Genomic DNA, 14,817 nt, shown 5'->3' on the forward strand with positions numbered 1-14,817 from the left:
GCAGTAAGGAGTCAATATGATCCCGAGAACCCTGTTCCAGCCGGAACACGAAGAATTTCGCCGCATGGTCAAACGGTTTCTGGAAACCGAAGTCGTGCCCCATCACGAGCGCTGGGAAGAACAGCAGCATGTGGACCGGGAGCTGTGGTACCGCGCCGGTGAACTCGGCCTGCTGTGTATGACCATTCCCGAAGAATACGGTGGTATGGGGGGCGATCGTGTTTACAGCACGGTTCTGATGGAAGAGCAGAGCTACGTCGGTGCCACCGGCCCGGGCTTTACCGTGCACTCGGATATCGTTGCCAACTACATCTATAACTTTGGCACCGAGGCGCAGAAGCAGCAGTGGCTGCCACGCATGGCCTCCGGCGAAGCGGTCGGCGCGGTTGCCATGAGCGAGCCGGGCACCGGCTCCGACTTGCAGGCGATCACTTGCCGTGCGGAAAAAGACGGGGATGACTATGTCATCAACGGCTCCAAGATTTTTATCACCAACGGTTATCTCGCCGATATCGTGGTGGTCGTGGCAAAAACCGGTAACAGTGGTGAGGGTTCCAGAGACACTTCGCTGATTCTGGTGGAGGCGGACCGCGCCGGCTTCAGCAAGGCCCAGCCGCTGAAAAAGGTCGGAATGAAAGCACAGGATACCTGTGAACTGTATTTCGAAAACGTTCGCGTCCCCCAGTCCAACCTGTTGGGTGAAGTGGAAGGTCAGGGCTTTATCCAGTTGATGCGCGAACTCTCCTGGGAGCGCTTGATCATTGCGATCCTTTCGGTCAGCGGCGCCCGCGCTGCACTAAAAAATACCCTGGAATACACCCGTGACCGCAAAGTGTTCGGACAGCCGGTGGCCAACTACCAGAATACCCGCTTCAAACTGGCGGAGATGAAAACCGAGATCGAGATCGGCCAGGTATTTGTCGATCGCTGTATCGAAGAGGTACTGGAAGGCAAACTCGCCCCGGAGGCGGCCGCCGCCGCCAAGTTGTGGACCTCGGAATTGCTGTGCCGGGTAGTGGATGAAGGCGTACAGCTGCACGGTGGCTATGGCTACATGCTCGAATATCCGATTGCCAAAGCCTATATCGACTCCCGCGCCGGCCGTATCTACGGTGGCACCAACGAGATTATGAAGGAACTGATCGCACGCAGTCTGTAACCAGCGGCTGCTTGTGGACCACCGGGTCCGTGGTGCCCAGGCCAAGGTCTGATTGACAGGTCTCAAGGGCACCGGTAGCGTGATTGAAAATAAAAAAACAGTGTGATGAGAGTAGGTGTGCATGAGCAAGATCTTCGAGTTCGCCGAACCACTTGAATATGTCCTGCGCTGGGAAAAGGAAAAACCCAATGAGGTCTACCTTACCCAGCCCCTCGCTGGCGGCGAAGTGGAAACCTATACCTGGGGACAGGTAACTGAGCAGGCGCGACGAGGTGCCGCCTATCTCAAATCACTCGATCTGCCAGCGGGCAGTAATATTGCACTCGTTGGAAAAAACAGTGCCCACTGGATTATTGCCGACCTAGCGATCTGGATGGCCGGACATGTGCCGGTGCCACTGTATCCAACCCTGGGTGCGGATGCCTGTACCTATATACTGGAGCACAGTGAGGCCAAGCTATTGTTCGTCGGCCGCCTCGATGGCGTGAGTGATAGCTGGAATGAACTGGCCCAGGTACTGCCTGAGACTCTGCCGCTGGTATGCCTGCCCATGTCTCCTGTGGTGCGCGCAGAAAACTCCGTTCTCTGGGATCAGCTGATGCGGGATTTTGAGCCACTGCAGGAAGTGATACTTCGCGGGCGCGAAGCGCTGGCCACCATTATCTACACATCTGGTACCACAGGACGCCCCAAAGGGGTCATGCACAACTTCCGCTCGCTGACCGCTCCGGCGGGCTGTTCGGTCAATCTGTGGTTGCCCGATGCGAGTGACCGCATGCTTTCCTACCTGCCGCTGGCCCATGTGGCCGAGCGAGTCGCAGTGGAAATACCCTCACTACTTTTTGGCTTCCAGCTGTTTTTCAACGATAGCCTGGAGACTTTTCCTGCGGACCTCAAGCGGGCGCGTCCGACACGCTTTTTCTCGGTGCCGCGGTTGTGGACCAAGTTCTACCAGGCGGTCAATGCCAGGATTCCGCCGGCGAAACAGCGAATCCTCTTTTCCATTCCGTTTCTGTCCTCAAAGGTTAAGAAAAAAATCCTGCAGGAGCTGGGACTCGACAGTGTCAAGGTGGGACTCACCGGCGCTGCGCCCTTGTCTGCGGAAATCATCAGCTGGTATCGCAAGCTCGGGCTGGATCTGCTGGAAGTCTTTGGAATGACAGAAAACTGCGCTGCGTCCCACGCGGCGCGTATGGGCGAAGTGCGTCCCGGTTATGTAGGGACACCGCTGGACGGCGTGGAGTGCCGCATTGACGACACCGGCGAGGTATTGGTGAAAAGTCCGGGCCAGATGATGGGCTATTACAAGATGCCGGAGGAGACCAAGGCCTGTATGACGGATGATGGCTTCCTCCGCACCGGGGATCGCGGCGAGCTGGATGAAATGGGGCGACTGCGTATTACCGGTCGCACCAAGGATCTGTTCAAAACTAGCAAGGGTAAATATGTAGCGCCGGTGCCCATCGAAAACATGCTGGGTGCGCACCCGGGCATCGAGGTGATCTGCGCAACCGGACCCGGACAGCCGCAGCCCTTTGCACTGGCGGTGCTATCGCCAGGTGCACTGAATCCCTCGAGCGAGGAAGACAAAAATCGATTCGCGCAGGAATTTTCAACGCATCTGGATGAGATCAACCAGCAACTGGAAGATCACGAGCGCCTCAACTATGTGGTGATCGTCAAGGAACCCTGGACCATCGAGAGTGGCCTGCTGACGCCAACCATGAAACTGAAGCGCAACGAAATCGAAGAGCGCTATATGAAATTCGCCGATCATTGGCGTGCGCAGAATCAGAAAATTATCTGGGAAGGCTGAAATGTTATATAGGTTTGCGGGCACCTTTAAAAATCGTAGCGAGCGAGTGGCTGGCGGTGGCCGCCGGAGCGGAGGCAGCGGAGTGTATAGGTCATACATGAGCATGCCGAGCACCGCCGGACGCCGCCAGGCGCTCGCGCAGTAGATTTTTAGAGGTGCCATTATGAAAATCCAGGCCGCGGTTGCCCGCGCCGGCGCCATTGTCGATATCGAAACCTGCGAACTGTCAGCGCCGCAACAATCCGAAGTGTTGGTGCGGCTGGAGGCCTGCGGCATCTGCCACACCGATCTGCTCGCCATGGGTGGGCAGTTGGGTACACCGCTGCCAGCGGTGCTGGGGCACGAAGGCGTCGGTATTGTCGAAGCGCTGGGAGACGGTGTTTCCGGCTTTTCCGTAGGTGACCGGGTGTTGATAAGTTTCGGTGCCTGCGGTGGCTGTCGCGCCTGTCGCGAGGCCGCGCCCGCCTATTGCAGTTCGGCGCTGGCGATGAATTTTGTCGGCCGTCGCCTCGACGGCAGCGCGCCCATGTCGCTCGGCAGGACGCCCATTACCAGCCACTATTTTGCCCAGTCTTCCTTTGCTACCCATACGATTGCGAGTACGCACAATATGGTGCGGCTGGATAAGGATCTGCCAGCGGAACTGATGGCGCCCCTGGCCTGTGGCGTACAGACGGGGATGTCCGCCGTGTTGAATGTATTGCAGCCGAGCAGGGCAGACCGCGTGGCCATTTTTGGATGTGGCACCGTAGGTCTCGCCGCCATTATGGCCGCGGCGATTGCTGGTTGTCGGGAAATTATCGCGGTGGACCTGAATCCTGTGCGAACCGAGCTTGCGATGGAACTGGGGGCTACAGCATCCATCGTCACCCGGGATATTGACCTCGCTGAAGAATTGAAAAAGCACGGCGCGTTGAACGGCGCACTGGATGCTACCGGCAGTATTCCGTTAATTGAAACGGCGTTTCGCGCACTTGCACAGCGTGGTCAGTTGGTGTGTGCGGGTGTCAGCCCGCCCGGGAGGAATCTATCCATTCCACCCCGCGAACTCGTGTTTGGCGGTCGTGCCCTGCGTGGAACCGTTGAGGGGGATGCGAATCCGAAAACCTTTATTCCGCGAATGATCGAATATTATCGTGCCGGTCGGCTGCCGCTGGAAAAACTGGTGCGTACCTATCCCTTTACCAGCGTCAATCAGGCGCTGGCCGATCTTTCCACCGGGGCTGCTATCAAGCCGGTACTGATGATGTCAGACGAAAATACGCACTGAGGAGGTTATGTGGAAATTTTATTGGAAACCCATGGTAATTATCTGGTCGCTCAATTCCAGAGCTTGCAAGAGAGCGCGGCGACAGATGAGCAGCTGTTTGAATTTTTCGACAGTCTGCCGGCAATGCCCGCACCGCGGATGCTGGGAGACTGGACCGGCGGTATCCTGAGCCACAATCATCCGGTGGAAAAGCAGTTGAAGGCGATGGCGTGGCACGGCAAGCGCTTTACCAGTGCAAATGATGTGAATCCCATCATCAGCCTGAATGATGCGGGTGAGCGCGTGGTCAACGACGTTCTCGGTACCGCGTCGCTGCGGGAGGTGGTGTTTCGTGGCATTGCCACCGCCACCATGATCTACGACAAAAGCCCAGTGTTCGATCACTTCCGCAAAGTCACCGAGGACCTGGTGGTGGGCGTGATGGATCAGAAAGGAAACCTCCGCCCTCTGGTATTTTTTCTCGCGCGCCTGTCAGCGTGATGCGGTTCCGCTCACGCTGGAATTCTGTCACAAATTCAATGCCATGGCGCCGGCAACAAACAAACCGAAGCGCCATCTCTTCACAAATTCATCCATTCGGACGAAGTAAAAAAACAGCGGTTTCCCTATCGTAAATCACGATGGTGAGATGCTGTATTCGGTGTAAAACACTGGTGCATCCAAAAGCATAAAGATAACAACTTTTGGAGATAATCCGATGATTCGTCAGAAAGCGAAGGGCGCTGGCTTGCCCGCTGTTTTGCTGGCAGTTTCGGGGTTGGCCTTGGCCAATGCCGCTGTCAGTGAAGAATTGCCACTTCTGGATCAGCAGTATACCCGTGCGCCACTGGCCGTCGGTTGTAATGGCCAGCCAGACAGTGCACCGCTCCCACTCGATCCGCGCACGCTGGTGGTTGCGGGAGTCAATAATCCAAATTCTGCGGTGCAGTTCAACGCCTACTGGGTCGACCTGCACAACCCGCCAGCGCCGTTTATTCAAGACCCGGAAAAACTTCCACCAAACCCAACCACGTGCGGAGAATTCCGCGCTAGTGTGGAGCGCGGTAAAAACAATCTGGAGCGGCGCGATTACTTCCAGTTCTTCAGTACTTCGGAAGCGTATTTCAATCTGTTCAAGACCTGGGGCTACCTGTTACGTCCGTCGGATTTCGACGACCAGGTCATCAAGCGCTACGGACTCACCAAGGCGCCGTATAACAACCCTTATCCCTACCCCTGGGAAAACCCCAAGTGGACCAATGGCGGCAGTGGTCAGTTGCCCATGGGGCTGGTTCAGGTCAAGGATGAAGACGGCCAGTACACTGGCATGATCGCCTCGTCCTGTTCCGGTTGTCACGATTCCAAGATTGGTGGCGACAGCGAGTCGTATTTCCATTGGGGTCGTGCGAATGGCACCATTGATGCCGGCCTGATCCAGTCCGATCTGTTCCGCGCCAATGTGTTTACCCAGCCGCTGCAGCTGGCTCCGATTCCCTGGAGTGTGAACCGCGGCAACACCGATGCGATTGGCATTATCGATTACCTGCCGGCCCTGTTCGACATGGATACCATGCTGCTGGCCCCGAGCCTGCTGGAATATTTCCCCAGCCACGCCGGCGGTCAGAGCAAGGCGCCGCACTGGTATCACCGCGCGTTCAAGACCCGCCAGTTCTGGGATGGTGCATTGACCTCGGATAATGTGCGCTCGGAGTCGGCGTTTGGTATGGCCAACCTCACACGCAATGCGGAGGAGCGTCGGGCGCTGACACCGGAATTTGAGGATATCGACAATTTCCTGATCTCCATGTCACCCCCCACCTACCCCAAGGCCATTAATACGGCGCTGGCAGAGCAGGGTGCGGTACTGTTCCATGAGCGCGATTTGTGGGCAAGTGATGCCAATGCCGATATTCCCAAGGCACCAGGTAATGGCTCCTGTGCCAGTTGCCACGGTGTTTACTCGCCCCGCCACGCGGCGGATACCAATTACCTGCCCGACCCGAGGCTGAAAGGGATAGCCGCAGTCATCACTCCGCTGGCAACCATCGGCACCGACCCGCAGCGTGCCAACCTGATGGCGGATGAGAAAAAGCGCCGCGCCTGGAATAGCTCATTCCTGGCCTATAACGACCTCAGTCCCGACCATACCGGCTTTGTGGATAGCTTGACCGTAAGCGCACTGAACCGCGTACCGCGCTCTCAATACGACAAGGGTGAGGGTCCGATATTCTCGCCGCTGGGTCCGAATGAATGGATTGAGCCCTTCGGCTACATTGCGCCGCCGCTGTACGGCGTGTGGGGTAACGCACCTTTCTTCCACAACGGTAGCGTGCCGGATCTGTGGAGCGTGCTCAAACCGTCCGATCGCGTACGTATCTGGAAACGCCAGCAAACAGAGGCCGGTATTTACGGCAAAAACCGCGGCCTGGATATGAGCTTCGCGGCGTTTGACTGGAACAAGCTGGGCTGGAAATACGAGGTACTGGAGTGCAGCAACAATGTCCTGACTTCGCCGTTCCTTCCCTGTACCAACGATATGGCGACGCCGGATATCCTGTTTGCCAACGTAGCCAACAAGGTAGCGGAATTCAATTCACTGGCTTACCAGTCTCCGCCACCCATTACCGACAAGCAGATTAAGTCGCGCATGATCTTCAATAGCTACCTTTACGGTATGGGTAACCAGGGCCATGAATTCACCCAGTCTCTCACGGATGAAGAGCGCTATGCGCTGATTGAATACATGAAGACGCTTTAACGCTGATGCACCATTGATACCATCATCACACGTCTGTTGTTAATGTGGACTTGGCCGCCCGACCTGGGGCGGCCCTTTTTTTATCAGATATTTTTCGCGCGGGATTCAGTAATACTTCTTGCGATAGGCGTGCGGTGTGTAACCCGTCCACTTTCTGAAGGCACGGATAAAGGTTGCGGATTCCGCAAAGCCGGTGAGAAATGCCACCTGTTCCACCGACATTTCGCTGTCGGCCAGATGTTGCATGGCGACATCACGGCGCAACTGCTCCTTGAGTTCTCCATAGCGGATGCCTTCATCACCCAGTTGTTGGCGAAGTCGTTTCGGACTGGTGCCAAGACTCTCGGCCACATCCACCAGCGTCGGCATTTCTATCATGTTCTGCCGCAGTATCGAGCGGGTCCTACCAATCCAGCTTTGCAGGTTGTAGTTGCCGAGCAGCAAATTGCGATGTGGGTGGCGCAGAAACTCGTCGAGGGTCTCCTGGGTCTGGCGAATCGGCTTCTGCAGCAGGTCGCGGCGGAATTGCAGTTCGCAATGCTCGGCGGAAAACGCGATGGGCGCACCGAGAAATATCGCCCGGTATTCACGGGCATGCTCCGGCGCGGGATAGTTCAGAGTGACCTGACTGATGCGCAGGTTGTGACGGGTGAGCCAGGACGCGAATCGGTGCAGGCCGAACATGACCATCTCAAAGGCGTAAGGTTCTGGTTGCTGCTGGTCCTCCCAGAGCGAAAACCGCAGATGCGCCATATCCGCAGTGAGCAGCAATTGCGGTTTCAGGCCGCGTTCGATCATGCCGTAGAAATGGCAGTAGCGTTTCAGTGCCTGGCCGAGGTTGCGGGTGTGAATCATCCAGTGGGATAGCGCGGCGCCGGTTCCCAGCTTCATCGGTGGCTGGGTGTAGCCAAGAATTTCATCCCCCATTTCCCGCATGGCGAGGGTCTGTAGATCCGCATATTGGCGCGCACTCACACGTGCGGTTTCATCCTGCAGGATTTTCGGAGGAATACCGCAGCGCTGTAACAATTTGTCGGCGCTCAGGCCGTGTTCTGGGGCGTAGCGTAACACGGCGTGTAGAAACGAAACCGGGATGGAAAAGTCCTGCATCTGCGCCTCGTAATTATTTTTTGAGCACAAAAATGCATTTTGCGCACCGGGAACAAAATGTCAATTTACGGGGCGGTATGTTCTTGTTGGGTCGGGTTTTCGCACACCATAATGCATAAAAGGTTCATATTTCGATTTGTAAAATATATTGGGAATAACAGGAATCAGCGATGACTCATACGGCCTATATCTACGACGCTATCCGCACTCCGCGGGGCAAAGGTAAAAAAGATGGCTCCCTGCACGAGGTAAAGCCAGTTGCTCTGGGGGCGGGGCTGCTGCGGGAGTTGCAGAGCCGCTTTGACCTTGACACCAGCCGCGTCGATGACGTGGTGATGGGGTGTGTCTCCCCGGTGGGCGAGCAGGGTGGCGATATTGCCAAGACCATCGTGCAGTTCGCCGACTGGGATGAAAGCGTTGCCGGGGTGCAACTGGACCGCTTCTGTGCTTCCGGCTTAGAGGCGGTAAATATCGCCGCGATGAAAATCGCCTCCGGTTGGGAAGACCTGGTGGTAGCCGGTGGAGTCGAGTCTATGTCGCGTGTGCCCATGGGTGTTGCCGGCGGTGCCTGGCTCAACGATCCTGAAGTGAACGTGCATGATGGCTCCGTGCCCCAGGGTATTGGCGCGGACACCATAGCCACGATCGAGGGCTGGGATCGCGAGGCGGTGGACAGCTATGCCCTGGCTTCTCAGCAGCGCGCAGCGCAGGCGCAAAGTGAAGGTCACTTCGACCGCTCGGTGGTGCCGGTGAAAGATCTCAACGGTATGACCATTCTCGCCAAAGATGAATTCATCAAGCCCAATACCACGCTGGAAATTCTCGGACAGCTGAAGCCGTCCTTCGCCGGCATGGGCGGTATCGGTTTCGACGACCTGATGCTGCGCAAATACCCGCGTCTGCCGTCAATCAATCACGTACATACCCCGGGGAACTCCTCCGGCATCGTGGACGGCGCATCCGCAGTCCTGATCGGCAACGAGAAAGTTGGTAAGGATCTGGGGCTGACCCCGCGCGGCCGTATTGTCGCCACCGCGGTGCTCGCCACCGATCCCACCATCATGTTGATCGGCCCCGGCCCGGCGGCGAAAAAGGCGCTGGCCAAAGCCGGTATGACCACCAGTGATATCGACCTGTTCGAAATCAATGAGGCATTCGCCGCGGTAGCGCTGCGATTTATGAAGGACCTGGATATCTCTCACGAAATCACCAACGTCAACGGTGGCGCCATCGCCATGGGACATCCGCTCGGCGCCACTGGTGCCATGTTGATCGGCACCATGCTCGACGAGCTGGAGAGACGCAATCTCAAGCGCGGTCTGGTTGCCCTCTGTGTCGGCGGCGGCCAGGGGATCGCCACCATTATCGAACGCGTGTGAACGCAGATCATTTGAGAAAAATTTGAAACGGTGAGAGCAATGGCTGACAAGTACAACGGATTTATCTACGACAAAGACAGCAACGGCATCGTGACCGTCACCATGGATATGGATGGCCCGGTCAATGCCATGAACGAGCAGTACCGCGCGGGGATGGCGGAAACCCTGAACCGTCTCGAGAAAGAAGCGGGATTGACCGGTGTGGTGCTGGCTTCTGCCAAGAGTACTTTCTTTGCAGGCGGCGACTTGAAGGCGCTGTCCAGTGTGGCGCCGGGCGGTGAACCCGAACAGTTTGAAATGATCGAGTCTGGCGTGAAGGCGCCGCTGCGTCGCCTGGAAAAGCTGCCGGTGCCTGTGGTGGCGGCGATCAACGGCGCGGCGTTGGGCGGCGGACTGGAAATCTGCCTGGCATGCAACCATCGCATTGCCTGGAATTCACCCAAGGTTGCAATCGGTGTTCCCGAGGTGACACTGGGGTTGCTGCCCGGCGGCGGCGGTGTGGTGCGCTCCATTCATATGCTCGGACTGGAAAAGGCGCTGCCGATCCTGCTGGAAGGCAAGCATATGAAAGCGCGTGAAGCGCTTGAGGCTGGCCTTGTCGATCAGCTTATCGAAGTGACCGAAGATCTGGTTTCGGCGGCGAAAAAATGGATTGCGGAAAATCCGCAGGCAGCCGTACAGCCCTGGGACCAGAAGGGCCACAAGGTGCCCGGTGGCGATATCTGGAGCCCGAAAGTGGGTGCCATCCTGTCCAGTGCGCCCGCCATGCTGTTCAAGAAAACACGCGGCCTGTTGCCCGCGCCGGAGAAAATTCTCGATGTGGCGGCGCAGGCGGTTACCGTGGATATCGACACCGCCCTGCGCTACGAATCCCGTGCGCTGGCGTATCTGATTACCACGCCGCAGGCGGTGAACCTGATCACTACCGGCTTCTTTCAGATGAACAGTGTCAAGAGTGGTGCCAGTCGTCCCAAGGGGATTGAAAAAACCTCGGTGAAAAAAGTCGGCATTCTGGGCGCTGGCATGATGGGGCAGGGCATTGCCTACGCCTCGGCGCGCAGCGGTATTGAAGTGGTGTTGAAAGACATCAGTATGGAAGCGGCAGAAAAAGGCAAGGCGTACTCGGCGAAATTGCTGGACAAGCAGATCGAGCGCGGTCGCGCGACCGAAGAGGAAAAGCAGCAGCTGCTGAACCTGATCAAAGCGACGGACAAGTACGAGGATCTGCAGGGTTGCGACCTGATTGTGGAAGCTGTGTTCGAGAACATTGAACTCAAGGCGAAAGTTACCCAGGAAGCGGAGCCCTACCTCGCCGAGGGCGGGGTGTTCGGTTCCAATACCTCGACGCTGCCCATCAGCCAGCTCGCAGAAGTCAGCAAGAAGCCGGAAAACTTTATCGGCATCCACTTTTTCTCCCCGGTCGACAAGATGCCGTTGATCGAAATCATCTGCGGCAACCAGACCAGCGACGAGACCCTGGCCAAGGCCTTTGACTACGCGCAGCAGATTCGCAAGACACCGATCGTGGTCAACGATTCCCTCGGCTTCTTTACCTCCCGCGTGTTCAGCACCTTCCTCGATGAAGGCGCGCGCCTGCTGGTGGAAGGGGTCGACCCGGTGCTGATCGATGCCATGGGCAAGCAGGTGGGTATGCCGGTTGGCCCGCTGACCATTCAGGATGAAGTGAGCCAGGAGCTCACCCGCAAGGCGGCGGAAACCCACCGTGCCATGGGTGTGCTGGGTAGCAAAGGTGATAACAGCTGCAATATCGAAGTGTGCGAGCGGCTGATCAGCGAGTTCGGCCGCGGCGGCCGTTACCACGGTGGTGGTTACTACGAGTACGCCGCCGATGGCAGCAAGCAGGTCTGGCCGAAACTCTACGAGCTTTATTTCAATGCCGACGTGGATATGCCCAACGACGATATCAAGGATCGTCTGCTGTTCCGCCAGGTCATCGAAAGTTTGAAGTGCCTCCAGGAAGGGGTCTTGCGCAGCGTGGCCGATGGCAACGTGGGCTCACTGCTGGGCATTGGCGCGCCGAGCTGGACCGGTGGCTTTATCCAGTTCGTGAATACCTACGGCCTGCAGAAGTTTATCGACCGCGCCAACGCACTGGCGGCGCAGTATGGCGATCGCTTCCTGCCACCGAAGATCGTCGCCGATACCCTGGCCAAAGGGCAGAGCTTCCGCTGAGGACACGGGTATGCTGAAGAGAAATTTCACCGAAGAACAGGTGATGTTCCGCGATGCCTACCGCAAGTTCCTGCACGAGGAGATCGCGCCGTACATGGAAGGCTGGCGCGAGGCGGGAATCGTCGACCGCCAGGCCTTCCGCAAGGCGGGGGAAATGGGCTTCCTGATGGTATGGCCGGAGGAGCAATACGGCGGTCTTGGGGATGATGATTTCCGCTTTGAGCAGATCATCATCGAGGAAAACCAGTACGCCCTCACCGGCGACTGGTACACCACCCTGCACAGCCGTCTTGTCGGCCCGTACCTGAAGCGTTTCGGAACTGAGGAACAGTTGCAGCGCTTCCTGCCGGACTGTGTGCGCGGCGATACCATTCTCGCCATCGCCATGACCGAGCCGGATGCGGGCAGCGACCTTGCCGGCATGCGCGCCACGGCAATCGATCAGGGGGATCACTACCTGCTGAATGGCAGCAAGACGTTTATCTCGAACGGTATCAACGCCGACCTGGTGATTGTCGCGGCAAAAACCGATCCGGTAAACAACCCCCGCCAGATCGGATTGTTTCTGGTAGAGCGCGGCATGGAGGGATTCGAGCGCGGCCGCAACCTGAAAAAGATGGGCAAAAAGGCCCAGGATACTGCCGAGTTGTTTTTCAACAATGTGCGTATCCCGAAAGCGAACGTGCTGGGCGATCCCACCCGCGGGTTTTCCCATTTGATGGAGGCACTGGCGGAGGAGCGTCTTATCGCAGCTACGGAGTTTATCGCCGCGGCGCAGAAGGCGTTTGACCTGACGCTGGAGTTTGTGCGTGAGCGCAAGATGTTCGGTCGCTCACTGGCGGACTTCCAGAACTCCCAGTTCAAGTTGGCGGAGCTGCGCGCGGAGCTGGATATGCAGCAGGTCTATATCGATCATTGCGTGGCCGCGGTGAACGAAGGTTCCTTGACGGCAGTGGATGCGGCCAAGGCAAAACTGGTCACCAGTGAGTTGTTGTGCAAGGTGGTGGATGAAGGCGTACAGCTGCACGGTGGGTCCGGCTATATGGACGAGTATCCCATCTCCAGAATGTACACCGATGCACGTGTTACGCGTATTTATGCTGGGACTTCCGAGGTCATGAAAATACTGATCAGCCGGGATTTCCTCCAGCAGGATTTCAAACCTTTTGTCGACAGACTTTAAAAATTCCGGGACTAACAGCTATGGATATCAAGAATAAAACAGCCATTGTTACCGGCGGCGCTTCCGGTCTCGGCAAGGCCACGGTGGAACGCTATATCGCCGATGGTGCCAATGTGGCGATTTTCGATCTGGATGAAAAGGGCGGGCAGGCACTGGCCGAATCCCTCGGCGAGCGCGCAATTTTTTGTAAGGTGAATGTCGCCGATGAGGCGTCCGCGGCGGCGGGTATCACCCAGGTAATCGAGACCTTTGGTGCATTGCACATCCTCAACAACTACGCCGGTATCGGCTCCGCCTGCAAGACCTACGGCAAGAATGGCCCGCACCCCCTGGATACCTACATGAAGGTCGTGATGGTGAACCAGGTGGGCACTTTCAATATGGCGCGCCTGGCGGCGGAGCGTATGGCCGCCAATGAACCGGTCAATGAAGACGGCGTGCGCGGGGTAATCATTAACACCGCATCGGTCGCTGCCTACGAGGGACAGATCGGTCAGGTGGCTTACAGTGCGACCAAGGGCGCGGTGGTGGGCATGACTTTGCCCATGGCGCGAGAGCTGGCGAGCTACGGTATTCGCGTGAATACCATTGTTCCGGGCCTCATCCACACGCCGCTGTTTGAAACGGTGGAAGAGTCCTATTACAAGTCCCTGGAAGCTTCCACGGTTTTCCCGCAACGTTTGGGTAAGACCAGCGAGATCGCGGCGCTGTCCGCGCATATCGTGGAAAACGACTATATCAACGGCGAGTGTATCCGTATGGATGCGGGTATCCGCATGCAGCCGCGCTAACGGGAGGCCACCATGGGCGTACTCAGTGGATTTCGCGTAATCGAACTGGCGGGAATGGGGCCATGTCCCATGGCGGGTATGTTGTTGGCGGATATGGGAGCGGAGGTGATCTGCGTAGACCGCAGTCTCAATGCCGATCCCATGTACGCCAAGGACATGAGTCGTCGCGGCAAAAAATCCGTGGTGCTGGACCTCAAGAGCGAGCGCGGTCGCGAGCTCTTCCTGAAGCTTGTATCCACCGCGGATGTATTAATTGAAGGCTTCCGTCCCGGTGTTATGGAAAAGCTCGGTATTGGTCCGGAGGAGTGCTTCGCGGTCAATCCTGAATTGATCTTCGGGCGCATGACCGGCTGGGGCCAGGATGGCCCGCTGGCGAAAAATGCCGGCCACGACATCAATTACATTTCTCTCACCGGCGCCCTGCATGCCATCGGCCGCAAGGGGGAGCGGCCTGTAGTACCGCTCAACCTGGTGGGCGATTTCGGTGGTGGTTCCATGTTTCTGGTGATGGGCATTCTCGGCGCATTGCTGGAAACCGGGCGCTCCGGCAAGGGCCAGGTGGTGGACGCGGCGATGGTGGATGGTGTGGCCAACCTGATGTGGATGTGCCACAGCTTCAATGCCGTTGGTCTGTGGAATCTGGCGGAACGGGAAAGCAATCTGCTGGATGGTGCGGCATTTTTCTATGACACCTACGAAACCGCCGATGGCAAATACCTGGCACTGGGTTCTATAGAGCCGCATTTCTTTTCGCGCTTTGTGGAACTGGTTGGGCTGGATAAAACCGTGTTCAACAGCAGTGCGCAGGCGGATCCCAGCCAGTGGCCGGGATTGAAACAGGAGCTGGCAGATGCCTTACGCCAGAAGACTCGCGACGAGTGGTGTGCACTGCTGGAAGATAGCGACGCCTGCGTGTCCCCGGTATTGAGCGCCGATGAAGCACCCCATCATCCTCACAACAGTGCCCGCGACAGTTACCTGCCCGTCGATGGCTATCTGCAACCGGCGCCGGCGCCGCGTTTCAGTCGTACGCCTTCGTCGGTATTGCACGGCCGGCGCCAGCAGGGGGCGGATACCCGCGCGGTACTCACGGCGCTCGGAATTCGCGGGGACGATATAGAACAGCTGGAGGCGCAGGGCACCGTCGCATGTGCCCGTTCACCGGAAACGGTTTGAGCC

At 57.5% G+C, this 14,817-nt stretch carries 11 protein-coding genes; 10 read left to right on the top strand and 1 reads right to left on the bottom strand.

Annotation, left to right across the window (positions count from 1 at the left end):
- The first annotated feature begins 16 nt into the window (after positions 1-16).
- The 5 genes from R5R33_RS16300 (at position 17) to roxA (ending at position 6,982) form a co-directional block, all read left to right on the top strand.
- The gene (locus R5R33_RS16300) at positions 17-1,159 is read left to right on the top strand and encodes an acyl-CoA dehydrogenase family protein (protein WP_318953761.1); all 1,143 of its coding nucleotides are present in this window, start codon (positions 17-19) and stop codon (positions 1,157-1,159) included.
- A 121-nt stretch (positions 1,160-1,280) separates the two neighbouring features.
- Positions 1,281-2,975: an AMP-binding protein gene (locus R5R33_RS16305; protein WP_318953762.1), complete on the top strand. Its 1,695-nt coding sequence runs from the start codon at positions 1,281-1,283 to the stop codon at positions 2,973-2,975.
- A 163-nt stretch (positions 2,976-3,138) separates the two neighbouring features.
- The gene (locus tag R5R33_RS16310) at positions 3,139-4,245 is read left to right on the top strand and encodes an NAD(P)-dependent alcohol dehydrogenase (RefSeq protein WP_318953763.1); all 1,107 of its coding nucleotides are present in this window, start codon (positions 3,139-3,141) and stop codon (positions 4,243-4,245) included.
- A 9-nt stretch (positions 4,246-4,254) separates the two neighbouring features.
- Positions 4,255-4,725 (top strand): DUF4334 domain-containing protein, encoded by a 471-nt coding sequence (locus tag R5R33_RS16315; protein WP_318953764.1) that lies wholly within the window; start codon positions 4,255-4,257, stop codon positions 4,723-4,725.
- A gap of 217 nt (positions 4,726-4,942) precedes the next feature.
- Positions 4,943-6,982, top strand: coding sequence for a rubber dioxygenase RoxA (gene roxA, locus R5R33_RS16320; RefSeq protein WP_318953765.1), 2,040 nt, complete (start codon positions 4,943-4,945; stop codon positions 6,980-6,982).
- Between the two features lie 105 nt (positions 6,983-7,087).
- Here the strand turns inward: roxA and R5R33_RS16325 are convergent, their stop codons facing one another.
- Positions 7,088-8,092, bottom strand: coding sequence for an AraC family transcriptional regulator (locus R5R33_RS16325; RefSeq protein WP_318953766.1), 1,005 nt, complete (start codon positions 8,090-8,092; stop codon positions 7,088-7,090).
- Between the two features lie 170 nt (positions 8,093-8,262).
- Here R5R33_RS16325 and R5R33_RS16330 point away from each other — a divergent pair, with 170 nt between their 5' ends.
- Genes R5R33_RS16330 through R5R33_RS16350 form a run of 5 tightly spaced genes read left to right on the top strand, consistent with a single transcriptional unit; the run spans position 8,263 to position 14,814 of the window.
- The gene (locus R5R33_RS16330; protein ID WP_318953767.1) at positions 8,263-9,471 is read left to right on the top strand and encodes an acetyl-CoA C-acetyltransferase; all 1,209 of its coding nucleotides are present in this window, start codon (positions 8,263-8,265) and stop codon (positions 9,469-9,471) included.
- A gap of 39 nt (positions 9,472-9,510) precedes the next feature.
- Positions 9,511-11,664: a 3-hydroxyacyl-CoA dehydrogenase NAD-binding domain-containing protein gene (locus R5R33_RS16335; RefSeq protein ID WP_318953768.1), complete on the top strand. Its 2,154-nt coding sequence runs from the start codon at positions 9,511-9,513 to the stop codon at positions 11,662-11,664.
- 10 nt (positions 11,665-11,674) lie between these two features.
- Entirely contained in the window at positions 11,675-12,847 is a 1,173-nt protein-coding gene (locus tag R5R33_RS16340) for an acyl-CoA dehydrogenase family protein (RefSeq protein WP_318953769.1), read from the top strand.
- A gap of 20 nt (positions 12,848-12,867) precedes the next feature.
- The gene (locus R5R33_RS16345) at positions 12,868-13,638 is read left to right on the top strand and encodes an SDR family NAD(P)-dependent oxidoreductase (protein ID WP_318953770.1); all 771 of its coding nucleotides are present in this window, start codon (positions 12,868-12,870) and stop codon (positions 13,636-13,638) included.
- Between the two features lie 12 nt (positions 13,639-13,650).
- Positions 13,651-14,814: a CaiB/BaiF CoA transferase family protein gene (locus tag R5R33_RS16350; protein WP_318953771.1), complete on the top strand. Its 1,164-nt coding sequence runs from the start codon at positions 13,651-13,653 to the stop codon at positions 14,812-14,814.
- Positions 14,815-14,817 lie beyond the last annotated feature (3 nt).

The organism is Microbulbifer pacificus, assembly GCF_033723955.1.
In the GTDB taxonomy this organism is placed as follows: domain Bacteria; phylum Pseudomonadota; class Gammaproteobacteria; order Pseudomonadales; family Cellvibrionaceae; genus Microbulbifer; species Microbulbifer pacificus.